The sequence below is a fragment of the Janthinobacterium sp. Mn2066 genome (assembly GCF_049319705.1).
In the GTDB taxonomy this organism is placed as follows: Bacteria; Pseudomonadota; Gammaproteobacteria; order Burkholderiales; family Burkholderiaceae_D; genus Janthinobacterium.
This window is the reverse complement of record NZ_JBMOUF010000003.1, coordinates 257,497-278,920: the sequence shown is the minus strand read 5'-3', so window position 1 is coordinate 278,920 and position 21,424 is coordinate 257,497. Positions and strand designations below refer to the sequence as shown.

General features: G+C 61.9%; 17 protein-coding genes. 12 read left to right on the top strand and 5 right to left on the bottom strand.

Going from position 1 to position 21,424, the window contains the following annotated elements; translation table 11 throughout:
* Positions 1-47: 47 nt before the first annotated feature.
* The 4 genes from ACL9RI_RS07565 to ACL9RI_RS07550 all read left to right on the top strand — a co-directional run bounded on the left by ACL9RI_RS07565 (position 48) and on the right by ACL9RI_RS07550 (position 7,555).
* Positions 48-2,060 carry a S9 family peptidase gene (locus tag ACL9RI_RS07565; protein ID WP_422725963.1) on the top strand — a complete coding sequence of 671 codons (2,013 nt, stop codon included), beginning with the start codon at positions 48-50 and terminating at the stop codon, positions 2,058-2,060.
* The gene (locus ACL9RI_RS07560) at positions 2,057-4,156 is read left to right on the top strand and encodes a prolyl oligopeptidase family serine peptidase (RefSeq protein ID WP_422725962.1); all 2,100 of its coding nucleotides are present in this window, start codon (positions 2,057-2,059) and stop codon (positions 4,154-4,156) included. The genes ACL9RI_RS07565 and ACL9RI_RS07560 overlap by 4 nt, the downstream gene beginning before the upstream one ends.
* Positions 4,157-4,259: 103 nt before the next feature.
* Positions 4,260-6,296, top strand: a complete 2,037-nt coding sequence (locus tag ACL9RI_RS07555) for a prolyl oligopeptidase family serine peptidase (protein ID WP_422725961.1) — start codon at positions 4,260-4,262, stop codon at positions 6,294-6,296.
* A 32-nt stretch (positions 6,297-6,328) separates the two neighbouring features.
* A complete protein-coding gene (locus tag ACL9RI_RS07550) occupies positions 6,329-7,555 on the top strand; it encodes a 6-phosphofructokinase (RefSeq protein WP_422725960.1) in 1,227 nt (408 codons plus the stop codon).
* Between the two features lie 4 nt (positions 7,556-7,559).
* Here ACL9RI_RS07550 and ACL9RI_RS07545 read toward each other — a convergent pair whose 3' ends face one another.
* Together ACL9RI_RS07545 and purM are read right to left on the bottom strand one after the other, a co-directional pair.
* Positions 7,560-8,795, bottom strand: a complete 1,236-nt coding sequence (locus ACL9RI_RS07545) for an ectonucleotide pyrophosphatase/phosphodiesterase (RefSeq protein ID WP_422725959.1) — start codon at positions 8,793-8,795, stop codon at positions 7,560-7,562.
* Between the two features lie 114 nt (positions 8,796-8,909).
* Positions 8,910-9,953 carry a phosphoribosylformylglycinamidine cyclo-ligase gene (gene purM, locus ACL9RI_RS07540; RefSeq protein WP_422725958.1) on the bottom strand — a complete coding sequence of 348 codons (1,044 nt, stop codon included), beginning with the start codon at positions 9,951-9,953 and terminating at the stop codon, positions 8,910-8,912.
* Positions 9,954-10,152: 199 nt separating this feature from the next.
* Here purM and ACL9RI_RS07535 point away from each other — a divergent pair, with 199 nt between their 5' ends.
* The 6 genes from ACL9RI_RS07535 (at position 10,153) to panB (ending at position 15,476) form a co-directional block, all read left to right on the top strand.
* Positions 10,153-11,235 carry an AI-2E family transporter gene (locus tag ACL9RI_RS07535; RefSeq protein ID WP_422725957.1) on the top strand — a complete coding sequence of 361 codons (1,083 nt, stop codon included), beginning with the start codon at positions 10,153-10,155 and terminating at the stop codon, positions 11,233-11,235.
* Positions 11,236-11,312: 77 nt separating this feature from the next.
* The gene (gene hda / locus ACL9RI_RS07530; protein WP_422725956.1) at positions 11,313-11,981 is read left to right on the top strand and encodes a DnaA regulatory inactivator Hda; all 669 of its coding nucleotides are present in this window, start codon (positions 11,313-11,315) and stop codon (positions 11,979-11,981) included.
* Entirely contained in the window at positions 11,981-12,652 is a 672-nt protein-coding gene (locus ACL9RI_RS07525; protein ID WP_422726137.1) for an HAD family hydrolase, read from the top strand. The genes hda and ACL9RI_RS07525 overlap by 1 nt, the downstream gene beginning before the upstream one ends.
* A complete protein-coding gene (gene pcnB, locus ACL9RI_RS07520; protein ID WP_422725955.1) occupies positions 12,645-14,015 on the top strand; it encodes a polynucleotide adenylyltransferase PcnB in 1,371 nt (456 codons plus the stop codon). The genes ACL9RI_RS07525 and pcnB overlap by 8 nt, the downstream gene beginning before the upstream one ends.
* Positions 14,015-14,491, top strand: coding sequence for a 2-amino-4-hydroxy-6-hydroxymethyldihydropteridine diphosphokinase (gene folK / locus ACL9RI_RS07515; RefSeq protein WP_422725954.1), 477 nt, complete (start codon positions 14,015-14,017; stop codon positions 14,489-14,491). The genes pcnB and folK overlap by 1 nt, the downstream gene beginning before the upstream one ends.
* Before the next feature lie 109 nt (positions 14,492-14,600).
* Entirely contained in the window at positions 14,601-15,476 is an 876-nt protein-coding gene (gene panB / locus ACL9RI_RS07510) for a 3-methyl-2-oxobutanoate hydroxymethyltransferase (protein ID WP_422725953.1), read from the top strand.
* Between the two features lie 59 nt (positions 15,477-15,535).
* Here the strand turns inward: panB and ACL9RI_RS07505 are convergent, their stop codons facing one another.
* Positions 15,536-17,104, bottom strand: coding sequence for a GDSL-type esterase/lipase family protein (locus ACL9RI_RS07505; RefSeq protein WP_422725952.1), 1,569 nt, complete (start codon positions 17,102-17,104; stop codon positions 15,536-15,538).
* A gap of 181 nt (positions 17,105-17,285) precedes the next feature.
* Between ACL9RI_RS07505 and ACL9RI_RS07500 the strand changes: the two genes are divergently transcribed.
* Positions 17,286-17,978: a DUF899 family protein gene (locus ACL9RI_RS07500; protein WP_422725951.1), complete on the top strand. Its 693-nt coding sequence runs from the start codon at positions 17,286-17,288 to the stop codon at positions 17,976-17,978.
* Here the strand turns inward: ACL9RI_RS07500 and ACL9RI_RS07495 are convergent.
* Entirely contained in the window at positions 17,975-18,991 is a 1,017-nt protein-coding gene (locus ACL9RI_RS07495) for an AraC family transcriptional regulator (protein ID WP_422725950.1), read from the bottom strand. The genes ACL9RI_RS07500 and ACL9RI_RS07495 overlap by 4 nt on opposite strands.
* On the opposite strand from ACL9RI_RS07495, the gene ACL9RI_RS07490 reads away from it, so the two are divergent.
* Positions 18,990-19,919, top strand: coding sequence for an SDR family oxidoreductase (locus ACL9RI_RS07490; protein ID WP_422725949.1), 930 nt, complete (start codon positions 18,990-18,992; stop codon positions 19,917-19,919). The genes ACL9RI_RS07495 and ACL9RI_RS07490 overlap by 2 nt on opposite strands.
* On the opposite strand, the gene ACL9RI_RS07485 is transcribed toward ACL9RI_RS07490, so the two are convergent.
* Positions 19,916-21,409: an aldehyde dehydrogenase gene (locus tag ACL9RI_RS07485; RefSeq protein WP_422725948.1), complete on the bottom strand. Its 1,494-nt coding sequence runs from the start codon at positions 21,407-21,409 to the stop codon at positions 19,916-19,918. The two genes, ACL9RI_RS07490 and ACL9RI_RS07485, sit on opposite strands and share 4 nt — an antisense overlap.
* Positions 21,410-21,424: the final 15 nt, after the last annotated feature.

Sequence of the window (21,424 nt, the reverse complement as noted above, 5' to 3'; positions counted from 1 at the left end):
CCATGCAGTCCAGTATTGTCCGTCTTGTCCTCTGTTGCAGCACCCTGTTGCTGAGCACCTCCGCCAGCCTGCCAGCGTACGCCGACACCAGCGCAAAACCCGCCGCCCAGGCTGCCACGCCCATTCCGATCGGGGATTTTTTCAGTAATGCCGCCTTCAGCGGCGCCGTGCTATCGCCGGACGGCCGCCATCTGGCGGTGCTGGTCAGCGCCAAGGGCGGGCGGATCCAGCTCTACACGGTCGACCTGCCCAGCATGAAGGTCAACGGCCTGACCTCGTTCGAGGATGCCGATATCGATCGCATAGACTGGGTTAACAACCAGCGCATCGTGTATAGCGTAGCGGACCGTAACATCGCCCAGGGTGAGGTGCGCTACGGCCCCGGACTGTACGCCATCAATATCGATGGCAGCGACTACCGCCAGCTGGCCAGCAATACTTACTCGCCAAGCAACACGCTGGGTTCGCGCATCTCGCAATCCATGCTCAGCTGGAATACGCAGCTGCTCAATACCAGCAGCGATGCCGCTAGCGACGACGTATTTGTCACGGAAACCCGTTTCAGTACCACCGGCAAGCCGTCGAGCGTGATACTGCGCTTGAACACGGTAACAGGCCTGAGCAAGCTGGCCGCTTCACTGAACCAGGCGCAAGGCTGGCTGATGGACAAACAGGATGAAGTACGCATTGCCATCACCAGCACTGACACGACAGAGACCATACATTACCGCGATAATGCAGCTACGCCATGGCGCAAGCTGCACGAAAGCGATATCTACCATCCGGTCAAAGGCGACTTCACTCCCGCTTTCTTCGACGCCAAAGGCAATTTCTATGTCCGTGCCAGCTACCATGGCATGGAAGCGCTATACCTGTACGATGTAAAGAGCGGCACCATGAAAGACACGCCGCTGGCCGATACGCCAGGCTACGACTTCGAAGGCCGGCCAGTGCACAGTAACAAGAAACTGCTGGGACTGCGCTTTGAAACGGATGCGGGTGGCACCATCTGGTTCGACAAGGATTTGAGTGCCGTGCAGGCGAAGATCGATACCTTGCTGCCTAACACCATCAACAGGCTGAGCGTTCCGCTGCGGCCGGAAACACCGTTCGTGCTGGTATTGGCCGCATCCGATGTCGAACCTGGCACGGCGCTGATCTACAACACGGAAACGGGCTCGCTGATGCCGCTGGGAGAAAGCCACCCTGCCATCAACTCAAGCCGCATGTCGCCCAAGACCATGGTGCGCTACCAGGCCCGCGACGGACTCGAGATTCCCGCCTACCTGACCCTGCCGAAAGGAAAAAGCGGCAAGAACCTGCCACTGGTGGTGATGGTGCATGGCGGTCCATGGGTGCGCGGCGGCCACTGGAACTGGAACCGCGAAACGCAATTTCTCGCCTCGCGCGGTTATGCCGTGCTGGAACCGGACTACCGCGGCAGCACCGGTTATGGCGCGGCACACTACAAGGCCGGCTGGAAGCAGTGGGGCTTGAAGATGCAGGACGATATCGCCGATGGCGCCCGCTGGGCCATCGCACAGGGGTATGCCGATCCGCAGCGCATCTGCATTGCCGGCGCCAGCTATGGCGGCTACTCAACCTTGATGGGCCTGCTGAACGATCCCGATCTGTTCAAGTGCGGCATCAACTGGGTGGGCGTGACCGATATCAACATGATGCGCGACGGCCACTGGACGGGCGATTCCGACCTGGCCGATTCGTATAAAAAATACGGCATGAAAGACATGGTCGGCGATCCCGTCGCCGATGCGGCGCAGCTGAAAGCCACCTCGCCCATCGTGCAGGCAGCCCGCATCCGGCAGCCTTTGCTGCTCGGCTACGGCGGCGCCGACCAGCGCGTGCCGATCAGCCACGGCCGCGCATTCCATGACGCCGTCAAGAAAAACAATCCGCAGGTTGAATGGGTGGTGTATCAGGAAGAAGGCCACGGCTGGGCTTTACCGAAAAACAATATCGACTTCTGGAGCCGCGCGGAAAAACTGCTGGCGCGCAGTATCGGGCCTGACGCCCCGGTAATACCGGGAGCCAGGGAATGATGCGCAGCACAACACTGGTATTGCTACTTTGCTGTACCGCGTTCGGAACGCAGGCGACGGCAGAAACCGCGGGGCCGGCCAGCGTGCTCGTCACGGCGCCCTTGCCCATCGAACAGTTCTTTAGCCATGCCTCGCTGAGCGGCGCCCTGCTGTCGCCGGATGGACGTTTGCTGGCCATGCGCGTCGCGCCTGCCGAGGGCCGCGACCGCCTGAGCGTGCTCGACCTGACCAGCATGCGCACGCAGGTCGTGGCGGCGTTCACGGATGTCGACATCGGCGATTTCTTGTGGGTGAACGAAAAACGCCTGGCTTTCCGCCTGACGGACCGGCAAAATGCCAGGAAAGCAAGCAGCGATGGCGCGGGCATGTATGCGGTCAATAGCGATGGCAGTGTTTTCCGGCAGCTTGTGACGCGCTGGAGCGCGGACAACGCGGACAAGCCACTGCGGCCATGGGAAAGGGAAGGCCAGGAAAATCCGGAGACGCTGGCAGACGGGCCACAGACAAAAAACGGACGCACTCTGCTTCCCCAAAATACCGTGCTGATGGATAGCATCGGCGAGCAGCGCAGCAATGCCATATACGCACTGCGGCCTGAGAGTGACGAGTTCGGCGCCGTGCGGGCCGCATCGCTGATACGCCTCGATACCATCCACGGCAGCAATGGAGAAATCGCCTCGCCCAAAGACGTCCGCTACTGGCTGTATGACCGTGGCGGACAGGCGCGTATCGCCACAGCCCAGACACGCGGCCAGAACCTCGTGTACTGGCGCGATCCGGCCACGGAAAAATGGCAGCTGCTGGCGCAATTCGATCCGCGCAGCAATGACGCCACGGTGTTCGAACCGGCCTTTTTGACACCGGAAGGCGATTTTTATGTGACCGCCAGGAAAGGTGGCGACAAGGCCGCCCTCTACCGTTTCGACCTGGAGAAAAAACAGCTCGATGCACAGCCCATCGTTTCCTCGGCCGACTACGATATCCGCGCCACCATGGTACGCAGCAGTACCCGTTTGCTGGGCATACGCTACAGCACCGATACGGAAACCACCGTCTGGCTTGATGCGGACATGCAAGCCATACAGAAAACCGTCAACGCCCAGCTGCCCGCGACCGTCAATACCCTGAGCGTGGGGGAGCGCAGCAGCACGCCCTTCGTGCTGGTGTCGAGCTGGTCCGACACGCAACCCGTGATTTACCGCATCTTCAACCGCGACACGGGCAAGCTGGTACCGCTGGCCAAGTCGCGCCCCGCCGTCAACGAGGCAAAGATGGCCACCAGGCAATTGCAGCACTACACGGCGCGCGACGGCCTGCGCATACCCGCCTGGCTGTCGCTGCCCCGCAACGGCCCGCGCAAGCAGCTGCCGATGGTGGTCGTGGTACATGATGGCCCGTGGCAGCGCAGCGACTGGGGCTGGAATGGCGAAACGCAATTTCTCGCCTCGCGCGGTTATGCCGTGCTGGAACCCGATTACCGGGGCACTATCGGCCTGGGCGAAACACATTTCCGGACCAGCTGGAAACAATGGGGCGGCACCATGCAGGACGACATTGCCGATGGCGTGCGCTGGGCTATCGCTGAAGGCGTCGCCGATCCGCGCCGCATCTGCATTGCCGGCGGCGGTTACGGCGGCTATGCGGCACTGATGGGCCTGGCGAAAGATGGCGACCTGTACCGCTGCGGCGTGGCCTGGTCCGCCGTCCCCGACGTGGCCGAAGTGGCAGATGGCCGATGGAGAGTGGGCGGCAATCTCGACGAACGTTATGACCGCTACCCGGCCAGCACCCTGATCGGCGATGCGCGCAGCGATGCAGCGCAATGGCGCGCCAGCTCGCCCCGCTACCAGGCGGCCCGCATCACGCAGTCGCTGCTGCTGGCGCATGGCGATGCGGATCCTCTCGTGTCCAGTTTCCAGGCCAACCGGCTATACCAGGCGATTCGCGAAGGCAATGCGCAAGCGCAATGGCTGCGCTATGACGATGAAGGCCATGACTTGCGCGTACCCAAAAACCGCATCGATTTCTGGAGCCGCGTGGAAAAATTCCTCGACGCAAATATCGGAAACGCGCGCACATCGACACAGGTGGAGTAGGAAAGTTCTTGCCGCCTCACCTACTAGCTGCCCTGATTGAATCAGCCGCACCCTGCTTGACACCTACCCATGGCTGGCAAGCACGCCAGCCTTAAAGGAAGCCATGCCTTTCAGCCCATCCCCGCGCACGTTGCTGTTGATATTGACCCTGCTGGCAGCCCAGGTCCCGGCAATTGCACAAACAGCCGCGTCGATACCCGCCGAGCATTTCTTCAGGCAAGCCGAGTCCCCCGCGCCACTCTTGTCACCGGATGGCCACTACCTCGCCATGCGCGTCGACAATGCCGAACACCGTAACCAGCTCATTACCATGAATCTGGAAACGCAATCCATCAAGGTAGTCGCAAAATTCAGCAGTCTGAATATCCAGCAATATCAATGGGTTAACGCAAACAGGCTGATCTTCGATACCCGGGATACGCTCGACAAGGAAAACAGCAATGCTTACGGCTCTGCACTCTATGCCGTCGACCGCGATGGCACTAATTTCAAACAACTCAGCAGACGGAGCGATGATGATGGAGGCACAGTCAATCTGCAAAAATCACGCTCCGCTTATCTCTACCTGCTTGATCAGCAAGGTAGCCAGGATTCCGATTTTGTGTATGTGAGTCAAGTAGGCCTCAATCCACAAGAGCTGGTAGGTCCGGGGGCTATCCAACTCTTTAATCTGCTGCGCTTGAATACACTCGATGGCAGCATGGCGTCAATGGAACGCCCTGGTCTCACACAGCACTGGGTGCTCGACCAGCATGGCAAGCCACGTATTGCGGTCACCTGGGAAGCTGGCATGCAAAGCATCTTTTACCTCGATCCAGATAAGGGGAAATGGCGCAGGCTGGCCCAGTTTTCTACCTATGGCCGTTCCCCTGAAGAATTTAAACCACTTGCCTTCGGCCCCGATGGCACTTTTTACGTCAGCAGCCGCAATGGGAAAGACCACTGGGAAGTCTATACTTTCGACCTGCTTACGGGCAAGCTAGGAGCAAAATCCCTGATTGCCCTGGCCGGCTATGATTTCTCTGGCAAGCTGATCTTTTCGGCAGACAAACTGGTGGGCGCACAGTATGCCAGCGATGCCAGAGGCAGCCTGTGGATCAGCGAGCCCATGCGCGCATTGCAAGCTTCGATTGACGCCTTGCTTCCAAGCACCATCAACACCATCTTGTCAGATAACCCGGACAAGGCAGCGTATGTTCTGCTCAGTTCCGAATCGGACCGCCAGCCAGTGATATTTTCACTATTCAACAAGCGCACGGGAAGCATGATGCAGCTTGGCGGCCGCTTTCCGGAGATCCAGCCAGCCCAGATGGCCGAACAGCAACTGGTACACTACAAGGCGCGCGATGGATTGCCCATTCCTGCCTGGCTGACCCTGCCCAAGGGACAGCAGCAAAAAAACCTGCCGCTCGTCGTGCTGGTCCACAGCGAACCGTTTGAACGCGGCCATGTCTGGGGCTTTTCAGCGGAAACACAATTCCTGGCTTCCCGCGGCTATGCCGTCCTGGAACCGGAACATCGCGGCAGCGACGGCTTTGGCGACCGCCATCTCAAGGCTGGCTGGAAACAATGGGGCTTGAAGATGCAGGATGACATCGCCGATGGCGCACGCTGGGCGATTGCCCAGGGATATGCCGATGCCAGCCGCATCTGCATAGGCGGCAGTTATTACGGCGCCTACTCCGCCTTGATGGGCCTGATCAATGATGGTGACCTCTATCGCTGCGGTTTTGCCTACAGCCCTATCGCCGACATCGGCTTATTCCATGCGGAACATTGGGGACTTTCCGGCAATATGCGCGAGGAATGGAAAGCGTACGCGTTCCCACAATGGATAGGTCATCCAAAGGAAGACACGCAACAATTCCAACAAACCTCACCAGTACGACAGGCTGCGCGCCTGACGCAGCCACTACTACTGGCCTATGGCATGGCCAGCCGCCGGATACCGGCCCCGCACGCCGAAAAACTGCGTACGGCATTGCAAGAAAGCAATCACCAGGTCGAGTGGAGCAGTTACGAGAAAGAAGGTGAACAGGACTTTGCGCTGGAAAGGAACCGCCTCGACTACTGGCAAGGAGTAGAACGATTCCTCGACAAAAACATCGGAAAAAACAGCCCGGCAACAAAAAAGGAGTAGGCTAAGCATCGCTCAACTCTCTAGGAGTCACTATGCCATCTGGAAAAATTCTTGTCGCCCAGGGGGGCGGCCCCACCGCCGTCATCAACCAGTCGCTGGTGGGCGTGGTGCTTGAATCGCGGCGTTTCCAGCACGTCACGCGCGTGTATGGGGCGCTGCATGGGGTGCGCGGCATCATCAATGAAGAATTTGTTGATCTGACGCAGGAAACCAGCCATAACCTGGAACTGGTGGCCGCCACGCCCTCGTCCGCGCTGGGTTCCACGCGCGACAAGCCCGATATCGCGTATTGCCAGCAAATCTTCGAGGTGCTGCGCGCGCATGAAATTGAACATTTCTTTTACATCGGCGGCAATGACTCGTCCGATACGGTGCGCATCGTCAGCGAAGAAGCGCACAAGGCCGCTTATCCGCTGCGCTGCATTCACATTCCCAAGACGATCGACAATGACCTGGTCGGCAGCGACCACACACCGGGCTTCCCGTCGGCGGCCCGTTTCGTGGCGCAGGCATTCGCAGGCGCCAACCTGGACAACGCCGCCCTGCCCGGCGTGTACGTGGGCGTGGTGATGGGCCGCCACGCGGGCTTTCTGACGGCCGCCGCGGCGCTGGGCAAGAAATTTCCCGACGATGGACCGCATCTGATTTACCTGCCGGAACGCGTATTCGTGCTCGATCAATTCCTGGCCGACGTCAAGGCGACTTATGCAAAATATGGCCGCTGCGTGATCGCCGTCTCCGAAGGCATCCACGACGCCTCGGGCGAGGCGATCGCCAGCCTGCTGGCGCAAAAGGCGGGCAATGCGGTCGAGCGCGATGCGCATGGCAATGTGCAATTATCGGGCACGGGCGCGCTGGCCGACCTGCTGTGCGACGAGATCAAGGACAAGCTGGGCATCAAGCGCGTGCGCGGCGATACCTTCGGCTATCTGCAGCGCTCTTTCATCGGCTGCGTGTCGGACGTGGACCAGCGCGAAGCGCGCGAGGTGGGCGAAAAAGCCGTGCAATTCGCCATGTGGGGCGACCGCGACGGCTCGGTGGCCATCAAGCGCACGGGCTTTTATTCCGTCGATTACGCCTTGCTGCCGCTGACGGATGTGGCGGGCAAGACGCGCACCATGGAAGACGAATTCATCAGCGACAGCGGCACCGACGTGACGGACGCCTTCCGCATGTATCTGCGCCCGCTGCTGGGCTCAAGCATGCCGGACGCCTTCCGCCTGCGGGCGGCGAAAGTGGCCAAGGTGCTCAAGCCCTGAGCGATCAGCCCTGCGGCTGCGCCGCCGCAGGTGCTGGTGCAGCGTCCTGCAAGGCCGGCAGCAGCGGCGCAATATTGCCATCCGATGGCAAGGGCGCCAGGTCCAGCAGGCGCATCAGCAATGGATACACGTCCACGTTATCAAACGCGGGCAACACCACGCCCGGCTTGAAGGCGGGGCCGGTGGCAATAAAAGTGGCGCGCATCTCGGGCGCCTGGTTGTCGTAGCCATGCGTGCCGCCTTTCAGGCGCGCCACAGCCTTGTCATTGAACAGCAGCGACCAGCCCGGTTCACCGAGGCACAGATAGGCGGGCACGCGCGCATTGTGGCCAAATTCCAGGCGGGCCGGAATCTCGGCCTTGCGCCAGCACTGCATGTGCTCGTGCGGCTGCAGCAGGGCAGCCTCGACTACCGCTTCCTGTCCCGGCGCGGCATCCACGCTGGCATACGGGCCGCTGGAAGTGATGCGGTAGCTGCTTTCCGGCGCCAGCCTGTCCATGCGTACCACCCTGTCCTTGCTGACACCAGCCATGCCGTGATCGGACACGATGACGATATTGGCGGCCAGGTGGCGGCTGTTGAGGCCTGCCATCAAGCGGCCCACGGCCTGGTCGACGTGCGCCACCGCTTGCGTGACCTGCTCGCTGTCCGGGCCAAAGTCGTGGCCCGCATGGTCGACATCGTCCAGGTACAAGGTCATGAATCCCGGCTGCGACTCGGCCGGGCCGTCCAGCCAGGACAGCAGCTTGTCGACGCGCTTGTCCGCCGGCAGCTTGCCGTCAAAGGCCGGCGCTTCGGTCGGACGCACGCCGTGGATGGCCGCTTCGGAACCGGGCCAGAACATGGTCTTGCTGCGGATGCCGTGCAGTTCGGCCGTCACCCACACGGGCTCGGCCTGGTCCCACCAGCGGCGGTCGAGTACGGCGGCGGTATTGCTCATGCTGAAACGCACGCCGGGAATGTCCGCATCGTTCATGGTATTGCCGACGATGCCGTGATGGTCCGGGCGCAGCCCCGTCACCAGGGTGTAGTGATTTGGAAAAGTAATCGAAGGAAACGATGGCAGCATGGCCTCGGCGCGCACGCCGCCCGCCGCCACCTGGTTCAGGTTCGGCGTGACGCCACGCTCCAGATAATCGGGCCGGAAACCATCCATCGACACCAGGATGACGGGCGTGCGGGCCGAGGCGTAGCCAGCCGCAGCCAGCATGAATAAACAGGCTATTTTTTTCAACAACATAGGAAAAACCTCATGATCGGGATAGCGGCATTGTAAGCGCGGCGGATGACACCGGCATGAAAAAAGCGGACGGCGCCAGGGGCGCGGTCCGCTTTTTTAAAGGAACGTTAGAGCTTAGATAACAACCGTTTGATGTTCGTCACCGACGCGGGCGCGGATGGTGCCGATGCGCGACACGGTTTCACCAGCCGCTTGCAATTGCGCGATGGCGGCGTCGGCGTTTTCTGCCGAGACGATCACCGTCATGCCGATACCGCAGTTGAACACGCGGTGCATTTCAGCGTCGGCCACGCCGCCGTGCTGCTGCAGCCAGGTGAACAGCGGCGGCATGGTCCATGCTTTCGAATCCAGTTCGGCCACCAGGCCAGGCTGCAGCACGCGCGGAATGTTTTCCACCAGGCCGCCGCCGGTGATGTGCACCATGCCCTTGACTTCCAGTGTGGCCATCAGCGCCAGCAGCGGCTTGACGTAGATGCGCGTCGGCTGCATCAGCACGTCGGCCAGCTTGCGGCCGTGGAAGTCGCCTTCCAGGTCCGGTTTTGCCACTTCAATAATCTTGCGCACCAGCGAGTAACCGTTCGAGTGCACGCCCGACGACGCCAAACCCAGCACCACGTCGCCGGGAGCGATCTTGCTGCCGTCGATGATGTTGGCTTTTTCCACGGCGCCGACGGCAAAGCCTGCCAGGTCGTATTCACCGGCCGGGTACATGCTTGGCATTTCCGCCGTTTCGCCGCCGATCAGTGCGCAGCCCGCCTGTTCGCAACCCTGGGCGATGCCCTTGATCACGTCGGTGGCGATCGCCACGTCCAGCTTGCCGCAAGCAAAATAATCGAGGAAGAACAAAGGCTCGGCGCCTTGCACCAGGATATCGTTGACGCTCATGGCCACCAGGTCGATACCGACCGTGTCGTGGCGGTTCAACTCAAATGCCAGCTTCAGCTTGGTGCCGACGCCATCGGTGCCGGAAACCAGTACCGGTTCCTTGTACTTCTTGCTGATTTCAAACATGGCGCCAAAACCGCCCAGGCCGCCCAGCACGCCTTCGCGCAGGGTGCGCTTGGCAAATGGCTTGATTGCTTCGACTAAAGCGTCGCCTGCATCGATATCGACGCCGGCGTCACGGTAGGAAAGGGAAACATTAGAAGTCTGGTTCATGGTGTGGTGGCTGCGGAGGCGGTAAAATAGAAGGCGATAGAAGGCGGATAACCGCTGACGCGCGTCCGCACCGATGTTTTCGACATCGAGGCGGCAGATCGCCAGCCGGTCAATTCGGTCGTTCAATACGCTATTTTATCAAACTGCCCCCGCATTTTCGTAATTAACTGCCTTTTTTTAACGCAAAAGCCCAAACTTCATGCCATTGCCCATCACCGCCGAACAGAAGCAAACAGCATTTTGGATCGCGGTCTGGCTGGCATTCCTGCTGCTGCTGGTCAGCCTGGGGCCGATCCTGACGCCTTTCCTGGCCGCCGCCATCCTCGCTTACGTACTCAATCCCGGCGTGGACCGTTTGCAACGCCTGCACTACCGCCGCTTTTATCTGCCCCGCCCGCTGGGGGTGCTGGCCGTGGTGCTGCTGTTTTTCCTGGCGATCGCCGCCTTGATCCTGATCGTGGTGCCCGTGCTGCAAAAGGAAATCCCGCTGCTGCAGGCGCAAATCCCGCAGTTTCTGACCAAGGCGAATGAACTGATTGCGCCGAAACTGCGCGACCTGGGCATCCGCGTGCGCCTGGACGGCACCGGCATCAAGCGCATGCTGAGCCAGCAGATGGCAGCCAGCGGCGATGAAATCTGGAGCACCGTGCTGGCTTCGGCGCGCACCGGGGGCACGGCCGTGCTGGGCTGGCTGGCCACCGCCGTGCTGATCCCCGTGGTGCTGTTCTACCTGCTGCTGGACTGGCATCCGTTGCTGGCGCGCGTGGCCGGCGCCGTGCCGCGCCGCTGGGTGGGCCGCACGGTCAGCATGGCGCAGGAAGTCGACACCCTGCTGGCGCAATACCTGCGCGGCCAGTTGCTGGTGATGCTGGTGCTGGCGGCCTATTATTCGATTGCCCTGAGCATCGCCGGTTTCGAAGTTGCGTTGCCTGTAGGCATCATCACGGGCTTGCTGGTGTTTATCCCCTACCTGGGCTTTGGCCTGGGACTGGTGCTGGCATTGATCGCCGCCCTGCTGCAATTTGCCGACTGGAGCGGCGTGGTCGCCGTGGCCGTGATCTATGGCTGCGGCCAGGTGTTCGAAGGCTTTTTCCTCACGCCACGGCTGGTGGGCGAACGCATCGGCCTCAATCCCTTGGCCGTGATCTTCGCCTTGCTGGCCTTTGGACAACTGTTCGGTTTCGTCGGCGTACTGCTGGCTTTGCCCGCTTCTGCCATCCTGATGGTCGTTTTTAGGCATCTAAGACGCCACTACCTGTCCAGCAGCTTCTATAATACATAATAAAAGCGGATATCATATCAACCTGGCAACACCAATGATGCACAAGCAGTAATGAAAAACAGGACAAGGCGTACGCCATGAAACAACTGGTGCTCGATTTAGGCACAGATCCGGCGCACAGCCTCGATACCTTCGAGGTGGGACAGAATGCCGAAGTGGCGCAGCTGATGCGCCACTTCGCCGCGCGCACCTCGCGCGAGCATTTTGCCTATCTGTGGGGCGAACTGGCTGCCGGCAAGAGCCATCTGCTCAAGGCCCTGGCCAGCACCGAGCGCGCGCGCTATATTTCGCCGTTTTCGATCGAGTCCGAATTCGTCTACTCGCCCGAGGTCGACCTGTACCTGCTCGATGATTGCGAAAAGCTGTCGCCGCTGGCGCAGATCGACGCCTTTGCGCTGTTCAATGAAATCCGCGCCAACCAGGCTTTCATGGTGTGCAGCGGCGCCGTGCCGCCTGCCGTGCTGCCGGTGCGCGAAGACTTGCGCACGCGCATGGGCTGGGGCTTGATCTACCAGATCCACGGCTTGACGGACGAAGAAAAAATTGCCGCCCTGACCCAGGCGGCCGCTACCCGTGGCTTGACCTTGTCGCCGGGCGTGTTACCCTATCTGCTGTCCCATTTCCGGCGCGACATGCGTTCGCTGTCGACGATGCTGGACTCCCTCGACCTCTATTCCCTGGAAACCCAACGCCCGATCACCTTGCCATTGTTGCGCGAGTTGCTGCAGGCGGAAGCGAAAGAATGATGAATCTGGCCCTGTTTGACCTCGACCACACCCTGCTGCCCATCGACTCGGATCACGAGTGGGGCGAATTCCTGGTACGTATCGGTGCCGTCGATGCCGCCGAATTCACCCGCCGCAACGATGCATTCTTCGCCCAGTACCAGGCCGGTACGCTCGATGCGGTCGAATACCTGGAATTTTCGCTCGGTACCCTGGCGCGGTTTCCCCGTAGCCGCCTCGATGCCCTGCATGCCCAGTTCATGGCGGAAGTCGTCACCCCGGCCATCCGCCCTGAAGTGCTGGCGCTGCTCAAGCAGCACCGCGATGCAGGCGACCTGCTGGCCATCGTCACGGCCACCAACCATTTCATCACCAAGCCCATCGCTGCAGCACTGGGGGTCGAACACCTGATCGCCGCCATGCCGGAGTTCGATGCCGAAGGCAATATCACGGGCAAGCTGGACGGCACGCCGACCCTGGGCGCCGGCAAGCTGACCCACACCCACGCCTGGCTGGAAAAGCTGGGCAAACAGCTGGGCCAGTTCGAGCGCAGTTATTTTTACAGCGATTCGCATAACGACATTCCGCTGATGTCGGTTGTTACCCACCCCGTCGCGACCAATCCCAACGCCGCTTTGAGCGCACATGCATCGATCCACGGCTGGCCATCACTCCACTTATTCAATGATTAAAAAATTCATCCGCAAGATCCTCGGCGTTAAAAAAGAGGCAGCGCGCGACACCACGGCACCCATCGTGCTGGGGACGGCGCAACACGGAATCGATCCGAAACTGGTGTCGTCGAACGCCATTCGCGTCACCAGCAGCCTGCAGGAAGCGGGCTACGAAGCGTTCGTGGTCGGCGGCGCCGTGCGCGACCTGCTGCTGGGCGTGAAACCGAAAGACTTCGATATCGCCACCAACGCCACGCCGGAGCAGGTGAAAAAACTGTTCCGCCGCGCCTTCATCATCGGCAAGCGTTTCCAGATCGTGCACGTGATGTTTGGCCAGGACTTGCTGGAAGTGACGACCTTCCGCGGCGCCGGATCGGATTCCGCGCCCAAGGATGAACATGGCCGCGTGCTGCGCGACAACACCTTCGGCTTGCAGCACGAAGATGCATTGCGCCGCGACTTCACCATCAACGCCATGTACTACAACCCGGCCACGCAGGAAGTGCTGGACTACCATGGCGGCGTGGAAGATATCCGCGCCCAGACCTTGCGCATGATCGGCAAGCCGGAAGAGCGCTACCGCGAAGACCCGGTGCGCATGCTGCGCGTGGTGCGCTTTGCCGCCAAGCTGAAATTCACCATCGAGCCGGCCACTGCCGCGCCGATCCCCGTGATGGCCACCCTGATCAACAATGTGCCGGCGCCGCGCGTGTTCGATGAAATGCTGAAATTGCTGATGAGCGGCCAGGCGCTGGCCTGTTTGCAGCAGTTGCGCAAGGAAGGCTTGCATCACGGCTTGCTGCCATTGCTCGACGTGGTGCTGGAACAGCCGCTGGGCGCGAAATTCGTCACCCTGGCGCTGGACGCCACCGACGCGCGCATCGCCGCCGGCAAGACCGTCTCGCCCGGCTTCCTGTTTGCCTCGCTGCTGTGGCACCAGGTGCTGGAAAAATGGACGGCCTACCGCGCCGCCGGCGAATCGACCATTCCCGCGCTGCACCTGGCGGCCGACGACGTGCTCGATTCGCAAACGGAAAAGCTGGCCTTGCAGCGCAAGATCGGTTCCGACATGCGCGACATCTGGTCGATGCAGCCCCGCTTCGAACGCCGGGTCGGCAAGGCGCCGTACAAATTGCTGGAACACCTGCGCTTCCGCGCCGGCTACGACTTCCTGCTGCTGCGCTGCGCTTCCGGCGAGATCGACATGGAGCTGGGCGAGTGGTGGACCGCGTTTTACGAAGGCGATGAAGAGACGCGCGAAGCGCTGCTCGCCAGCGCCAACGCCGCTCCTGGCGCAGCCAAGAAGAAGCGCCCGCCACGCCGCAGCAGCCGCAGCAAGAGCAGCACCGGCTCCACCAGCGGCAGCACCAGCGGCGAATAATGGCAGTGAACGCTTACATCGGCATCGGCGCCAACCTGGGCGACGCACGCGCGAATGTGCAGGACGCCATTGCGCGCCTGGCGCGGCTGCCTGGCGCTTCGCTGGTGGCGGCCTCAGGCAGCTACCGCACGGCGCCGATCGATTCCAGCGGCGACGACTACATCAACGCCGTGGCCCACATCCGCACCAGCCTGCCGGCCGAAGCCTTGCTGTTGGCGCTGCACGCCATCGAAGCGGCGCACGGGCGCGAGCGGCCTTACCGCAACGCCCCGCGCACCCTGGACCTGGACTTGCTGCTGTACGGCGATGACCAGATCAGCAGCCCTACCCTGAGCGTGCCCCATCCGCGCCTGGCCGAACGCGCCTTCGTGCTGGTGCCGCTGCTGGAACTGGCGCCCGCCATCGATATCCCTGGCCTGGGCCCGGCATCGGCCTGTTTGCCCCGGGTGGCAGACCAGGCCATCAGCAAGCTCTGAGCATTATCACCATCCATGCAATAAAATGCCGCCGCTGCACGCTGGTGAATAAAGGTCTACACTAGCGGCGTGCATCTGCGTCACCCCCTATTCACTCTTGAGAATTCTTATGTCCGCTTATTTGCAAGGAACAGATTTGGCCGCGAAAGACAAGGCTGCCGCCCCTGCGCCGGCGCCTGCGAAACCTGTCGCCGCCAAGGCTGTCACCATCCCGGCGCTGTCCGCCCTGCGCGCCGCCGGTGAAAAAATCACCATGCTGACCTGCTACGACGCCAGCTTCGCGTCGCTGATGGACCGCTGTGGCGTGGAAGTGCTGTTGATCGGCGACTCGCTGGGCATGGTCTGCAATGGCCATCACTCGACCCTGCCCGTCACCGTGGCGGAACTGGCTTACCACACAGCTGCCGTCGCCCGTGGCAGCAAGTCCGCCATGATCGTGGCCGACCTGCCATTCGGCGCCTATGGCACGCCCGAAACGGCGTTTAACAATGCCGTCACCCTGATGCAGGCTGGCGCCCACATGATCAAGATCGAAGGCGGCGCCTGGCTGGCCGACACCGTGAAATTCCTCACCGAGCGTTCGGTGCCCGTCTGCGCCCACCTGGGCCTGACGCCGCAATCCGTGCATCAGCTGGGCGGCTACAAGGTGCAGGGCAAGAGCATCGAAAGCGCCGACTTGCTGAAAAGCGACGCGCTGGCCCTGCAAAAAGCCGGCGCCTCGCTGGTCGTGATCGAAGCGGTTCCTTCCACGCTGGGCAAGGAAGTCACGGAGCTGCTGGCGATTCCCACCATCGGCATCGGCGCCGGCCCCGACTGTTCCGGCCAGGTACTGGTCATGCACGACCTGCTGGGCGTGTTCCCGGGCCGCAAGGCACGTTTCGTGCGCAACTTCATGGAAGGCGCGGCCAGCATCGACGACGCCGTCAGCGGCTATGTGAAAGCCGTCAAGGAAGGCAGCTTCCCGGCGCCCGAACACTGCTTCTGATCGTATTCCACGCGTGGCCGCCCAGGCAGCCACGCTTTCAAACAACGCAGTCAAACAACTCAGTGACAGCAGGTATTCGACGCCCACACCGGCTGGTTGTTACTGTAGATCACCAGATTCCCGTCATTTTGCAAGAAGGTCACGGCGCCCGGATGGCTGCTGCTGTCGCTTTGCCACAGCACATTGCCCTTGGCATCGTATTCCACCAGCCTGCCATCGTCTTGCAGCACGACCTCGGCCGCGCTGCTGCCAGCCGTGCCGCTGGACCATAATTGCGTGTCGCCATCGGCAATCGTCAAGTTGCCATCCTGGCCCAGGCTGAACGTGAAACGTCCATCGCAGGAAGCCAGCGTTTCACCGCGCAACAAGCCTTCACCCGCCTGCAACTGGCCGCACACCAGCGGTTTTGTTACGGCTGGCAACAAGCGCAGTTTGTTCAGCGGCACCGCGTCGGCAATCGCCTGCAAACCTTCTTCATTCGGATGCAGGCTGTCGCCGGCATTGAAGGCTGGCAAATAGCGCGTGCGGTCGGCCGGATCGCTGGTCGCCAGCGCCTGGTCGACGATGCCGTCGCAGCCGCTGTCCGGACTCTTCATGAATGCTTCGAGCTGGGCGCGGACGTTTTCGGCGGCCGGCGTCCATTGCGGCGTGCCGTGGAAGGGCGTCAGGGTCGAGCACAGGAACTTGACGTTGGCCTGGTGCGCCTGGGCAATCAATTCCTTGTAGACGGCGATAAAGTCGGCTGCCGGTGGCGGATTGCCATTGTTCAGGCTATTGACCGCGTCATCCGAAACGATCACCCATTTCACGCCGGCTTGCTGCAAGGCATCGCGATTGAAGCGGGTGCGGCCCGCCTGGCCGGCGCCATCATAGAAAAAATTATTGCCGCTGATACCCTGGTTCAGCACGCCCACCGTCATATTGGCTTGCTGCAAACGGCGCGCCAGGTCGTTCGGCCAGCGCCGGTTCACATTGCCGCGCGAAGCGATGCCATCAGTGATCGATGCGCCGAAAGTCACCACGGCGCCGGTCGCGGCCGGGTTTTGCACATCCAGGCCCGTCAGGAAGTAATACGCCTGGCCGCTGACGGAATTGGCGCTGCCGCCCGGCAAATCGACGGTGCCGCCCACATCACCAGGCGCGATATACACGTCTTGCAGCGAACCGGCGTGGCCGGTCGAATTATTCGCCGTGCGGCCAGGCAGGTAGATGCTGACCGCCACATTGCCCAGCGCCGGCACATCGAGGGTCACCGCATCGCTGAGCACTTCCGCGCCGCGCGCGATGGTGATCGCCGTCTGGCCGCCGAAGGTCGCCAGGCGGTCGCTGCCGGGAATGATGCGGGCGTCGCTGTCGCGCAGCGCGATATGCACGTTACCGATTTGCAATGGCTCGCTGCCGAACAGGTTAGACAGCCGCACCCGCGCCGCCGAACCACCGATACTGGTATAGACAATCTGGCGGATGGTCTGGTTGTTAAAGCCCGCGTCGCCGGTAGTCCACGGCGTGACCGCCCACGTGCCGGTCCAAGGCGCATCCGCCGTGCTGGACTGGGCCAGCGCGGGGATGCTGCTCGCCAACAATAACGCCAATGCCATCTTTTTCAGCTGATTCAGTTTAAGCTGCATGTGATTTTCTCCCAATAATAAGACTATCATAAATATAATAGTTGCACATGGAAAAGGTATCTGTAAAGAAAAATATTGGAAATATAAAAACCCCACGCATGCGTGAAACAGCGCACAGCCGCCTGACCATCAACGGCGTAGCGTGATGCTCCTGGCAACGCAGACAAACAGGGAGCATGAGATGAGCACACTGGAACCCGCCACCACGCTGGCCGCCAAGGCCAGCAAGCCCTATCCGAACGACAGCGCCGAGTACCGTGCCGCACGCGTGGCCTTGCTGGCGGAAGAAATCGAATTGCGGCGCCATATCGAGCGCGTCGCGCAGCAGCGGCGCGCCTTGCCGCTGGGCGGCGAACCGCCCGAGTACGCGTTCACGGATGAAAACGGCAACACCGTGCAGCTGGCCGACTTGTTCGGTGCGCACGACACCCTGCTGACGTACTTCTGGATGTATGGCCCGCAGCGGCAGCGGCCCTGCCCCATGTGCACCGCCTTCCTGGGAGCCCTGGATACGCCGGTGGCCGACCTGCAACAGCGCATCGCCGTGGCCGTGATCGGCCGCTCGCCAGTCGCGCGGCAACTGGCGTTCGCCCGTGAACGGGGCTGGAAAAACCTGTCGTTTTACGCGACGGCCGGTGACAGTTATGCGCGCGATTACCGGGGCCTGGCGCCGGACGGCAGCGAATGGCCGGCGCTCGACGTCTGGGTCAGGCGCAACGGCAAGGTCTATCACTTCTGGGGCGGGGAACTGGGCGGCACCCAGGACCCGGGCCAGGACCCGCGCGGCGCACCCGACCCTACACCCTTATGGAACCTGCTGGACTTGACGCCAGCCGGACGCGGCAAGGACTGGTATCCAAAGCTGGCCTACTAGCTTGCCGGCACACGGCAGTATTGACGGGGAGAACAGCCCATCTCCCGCTTGAAGGCGAAGCTGAATGCACTTTCGGAGCGGTAGCCCAGGTCCAGTGCGATGGTGGAAACAGCATCCTGAGTATGTAAAAGCCGCTCGCTTGCCAGCAGCATCCGCCATCGGATCAGGTAGGCCATCACGGGCATGCCCACCTTGTTTTTGAAATGCAGCGAGAAAGCCGAGCGCGACATGCAGGCCAGTCCGGCGAGTTCCTGCACCGTCCAGCCATGACCGGGGCGCTCGTGCATGGCCATGATGACGGCTCGCAAATGCCGGTCCGACAAAGCGAACAGCCAGCCCACGCTATCCGTGTCTTGCTGCGCCACATGCAGGCGCAGCATCTCGATCAGCATCATCTGCGCAAGGTGTTCACCGAGCAAGGTATCGCCTGGCTGCGGGGCTTGCAATACGGCCCTCATGCGCTGCAAATACCATTGCATGACAGCACGATCAGCAGGGCTGCGCAGATGCACCAGCGCGGGCAGCAGCCCCAGCAGTATGTTCGCGTGCTCCGCAGCAAAGGTAAAGAAAGCCGTCAGCCCCAGGCACGCGCCGCCACCCTGCCAGCGAACAATGTTCCCGTGCATGGGCCCGGTCACGACAGAGCGCACGTCCACCGGGACAAGCGCCAGGTCGCTGGCAAAGCGGAACGCCGGCCCGTGCGGCAAGGCCACAAAATCGCCTGCCTGCAGCCGTACCGCCTCATCGTCGCCATCGATCAACAGCCAGCACTGACCGGTGACGAGCGCAAAACACAGGAAACAGTTACTGGGCGCAAACTGGAACGACCACTCTCCGCCCGCGTCGATGCCGCCCGACATATAGCTGCGCGGCTTGAGCAGGGACAGCACGTCCGAGAGTGGATCGGCCGCATTCCTGGACGATCTCGACATAATTGAATACTTCATCGCATAGATTATATCTGGCACGCCTTTTACCATGCTGCCATGACCATCGATAGGAAGGAAGTACATGGACACCAGAACAGTCACCGTGGTAGGTGCTTCAGGAACGCTGGGATCGGAAATCGTGCGCGCCCTGCTCAAGAAAGGCGCCCATGTGAGGGCCATGGTGCGGGCCACCAGCGACCGCAGCAAACTCGTCGCGCTGGGCGTGACGGACTTTGTGGTGGCCGACCTGATGGACCCCGCTGCGCTGCAACGGGCATTGGCCAGCGAACCCAGGTCCGTCGCGGTGATTGCCAGCGCAGCCGGCTTCAGCGCCCACTCGGCCCGCACGCAAGGCGATCATTCCCGTACCGATACCGAGGGATACCGCCACCTGGTGGACGCGGCCAGGCAAGCCGGCATCCCCCGCTTCGTGCTGGTCTCTATCCTGGCATGCGACCAAGCGCCCGATGTGCCCCACTTTGCGCAAAAGCTGATGACCGAGCACTACCTGGCACAGAAGGGCCAGCCCTACCTGGCCCTGCGCGCCGGCGCCTTCCTCGACCGGGCGCAGGACGTGGTCGCCGGCAAGGTACGGCTAGGCGTTTTTCCAGACATCGTCCCTGGCGTGCCCATGAGCATGATCTATTCGCCGGACCTGGCCCGCTATGCGGCCCATGCCGCCCTCGACTTGCCAGCCGCTGAGCTGAACCAGAGCGTGGATATCTGCTGCGACGTGCCGGCCACGGGCACCCTGGTGGCCGCAGCGTTCACCCAGGTGCTGGGCCGGCCAGTCGTGGCTCGGCCTGTCTTCCCTTCCTTCGTTGTCGCGCTGTTGCCGCTGGTGGCCAGGTTTTTCCCGCCGCGCCTGCGGGACCAGGCCAGGGTACTGGCGTGGATACGCAAGGGAGGCTATGTCAGCCACGACAGCCAGCGGCAGCACAGGCTGTTCGGTGCACTGCCGACCATCGACGACTCGGTACGCCGCTACTGCCGCGACAAAGGACTGTGTTAGCCCACCTGTATCCAGGTGGTCTTCAGCTCCGTGTATTTGTCGAGCGCGTGCAAGGATTTATCGCGCCCGTTGCCCGACTGCTTGTAGCCGCCGAACGGCACCGTGATGTCGTCGCCGTCATACTGGTTGACGTGGACGGTGCCGGCGCGCAGGGCGCGGGCCGTCTGGATGGCCTTGCTGATATTTGAAGTCCACACGGCCGCCTGCAAACCGTAGGGCGTGGCGTTGGCCTGCTGTACGGCGTCGGCAAGATCGGTAAACCCCAGCACCGACAGGACGGGCCCGAAGATCTCTTCGCGCGCGATCGTCATCGTGCCATCGACGCCGTCGAAGATGGTCGGCTGCACATAGTAGCCGCCCGTTTCCGTGCGCGCCTGTGCGCCGCCGCCCAGCAGTTGCGCGCCTTCGCGCTGGCCGGCCGCGATATAGCCCATCACCGTCTGCATTTGCGTAGCGTCGACGATGGCGCCCATCACCGTGGCTTCATCGAGCGGATCGCCAGGCTGGAAGCGGGGCAGCATGGCCAGCGCTTTTTGCAAAAACTCGGCCTTGATCGATTCTTCCACGAACAGCCGCGACGGCGCATTGCAGCTTTCGCCCTGGTTGAAAAAGATGGAGCCGATGGCGGCGGCCACGGCTTGATCGAGGTCAGGGCAATCGGCGCAGACGATATTGGCCGACTTGCCGCCCAGTTCAGTCCAGGCCCGTTTCAGGTTCGACTGGCCCGCCATCTGCACGATCAATTTGCCCGTGCGCGTGGAACCCGTAAAGGCGATGCAATCGATATCCATGTGCAGGGCCAGCGCGGCGCCCGCCTCATGGCCGTAACCGGGCAGCACATTCAAGACGCCGGGCGGCAAGCCTGCGTCCAGGCCCAGTTCGGCCAGGCGCAAGGCCGTCAATGGCGATTTTTCAGACGGCTTGAGGATCACGCTGTTACCGGCCGCCAGCGCGGGAGCGATCTTCCAGGCAGCCATGATCATCGGGTAATTCCATGGCACGATGGCGGCCACCACACCGACCGGTTCACGCGTGATCAGGGCCAGGCTGCTGGCCGGCGTAGGGGCGATTTCATCGTAGACCTTGTCGATCGCTTCGCCATACCAGCGCAGGCAGTTGGCCGTGGCGCCCACGTCCACGCTCTGGCTGTACTTGATCGGCTTGCCCATGTCCAGCGTTTCGAGCAGCGCCAGCTCGGAGCCATGTTTTTGCACCAGGTCGGCAAACTTGAGCAGCACCCGCTTGCGCTGCGCGGGCGACTTGCCGGCCCAGCGGCGCTCGTCAAACGCCGCGCGGGCCGCCAGCACGGCAGCATCCACGTCAAGGCCATCGCAACGCGCCACCTGCCCCAGCAAGCGGCCATCGATGGGTGACAGATTGTCGAATACCTGTCCCGACAAGGCCGCTACGCGCTGGCCGTTGATAAAGGCGCGGCCATCGATTTTCAGTTCGTTTGCCCGTGCGTGCCAGTCTATTGCTGCTTCTGCCATGGCTGTCTCCTGTAT

Coding starts and splice junctions, on each gene's coding strand:
- folK (WP_422725954.1), top strand. CDS start 14,015: ATGGCAGTGAACGCTTACATCGGCATCGGCGCCAACCTGGGCGACGCA.
- ACL9RI_RS07495 (WP_422725950.1), bottom strand. CDS start 18,991: ATGTACTTCCTTCCTATCGATGGTCATGGCAGCATGGTAAAAGGCGTG.
- ACL9RI_RS07555 (WP_422725961.1), top strand. CDS start 4,260: ATGCCTTTCAGCCCATCCCCGCGCACGTTGCTGTTGATATTGACCCTG.
- hda (WP_422725956.1), top strand. CDS start 11,313: ATGAAACAACTGGTGCTCGATTTAGGCACAGATCCGGCGCACAGCCTC.
- ACL9RI_RS07505 (WP_422725952.1), bottom strand. CDS start 17,104: ATGCAGCTTAAACTGAATCAGCTGAAAAAGATGGCATTGGCGTTATTG.
- ACL9RI_RS07560 (WP_422725962.1), top strand. CDS start 2,057: ATGATGCGCAGCACAACACTGGTATTGCTACTTTGCTGTACCGCGTTC.
- ACL9RI_RS07490 (WP_422725949.1), top strand. CDS start 18,990: ATGGACACCAGAACAGTCACCGTGGTAGGTGCTTCAGGAACGCTGGGA.
- pcnB (WP_422725955.1), top strand. CDS start 12,645: ATGATTAAAAAATTCATCCGCAAGATCCTCGGCGTTAAAAAAGAGGCA.
- ACL9RI_RS07545 (WP_422725959.1), bottom strand. CDS start 8,795: ATGTTGTTGAAAAAAATAGCCTGTTTATTCATGCTGGCTGCGGCTGGC.
- ACL9RI_RS07525 (WP_422726137.1), top strand. CDS start 11,981: ATGAATCTGGCCCTGTTTGACCTCGACCACACCCTGCTGCCCATCGAC.
- purM (WP_422725958.1), bottom strand. CDS start 9,953: ATGAACCAGACTTCTAATGTTTCCCTTTCCTACCGTGACGCCGGCGTC.
- ACL9RI_RS07485 (WP_422725948.1), bottom strand. CDS start 21,409: ATGGCAGAAGCAGCAATAGACTGGCACGCACGGGCAAACGAACTGAAA.
- ACL9RI_RS07500 (WP_422725951.1), top strand. CDS start 17,286: ATGAGCACACTGGAACCCGCCACCACGCTGGCCGCCAAGGCCAGCAAG.
- panB (WP_422725953.1), top strand. CDS start 14,601: ATGTCCGCTTATTTGCAAGGAACAGATTTGGCCGCGAAAGACAAGGCT.
- ACL9RI_RS07550 (WP_422725960.1), top strand. CDS start 6,329: ATGCCATCTGGAAAAATTCTTGTCGCCCAGGGGGGCGGCCCCACCGCC.
- ACL9RI_RS07535 (WP_422725957.1), top strand. CDS start 10,153: ATGCCATTGCCCATCACCGCCGAACAGAAGCAAACAGCATTTTGGATC.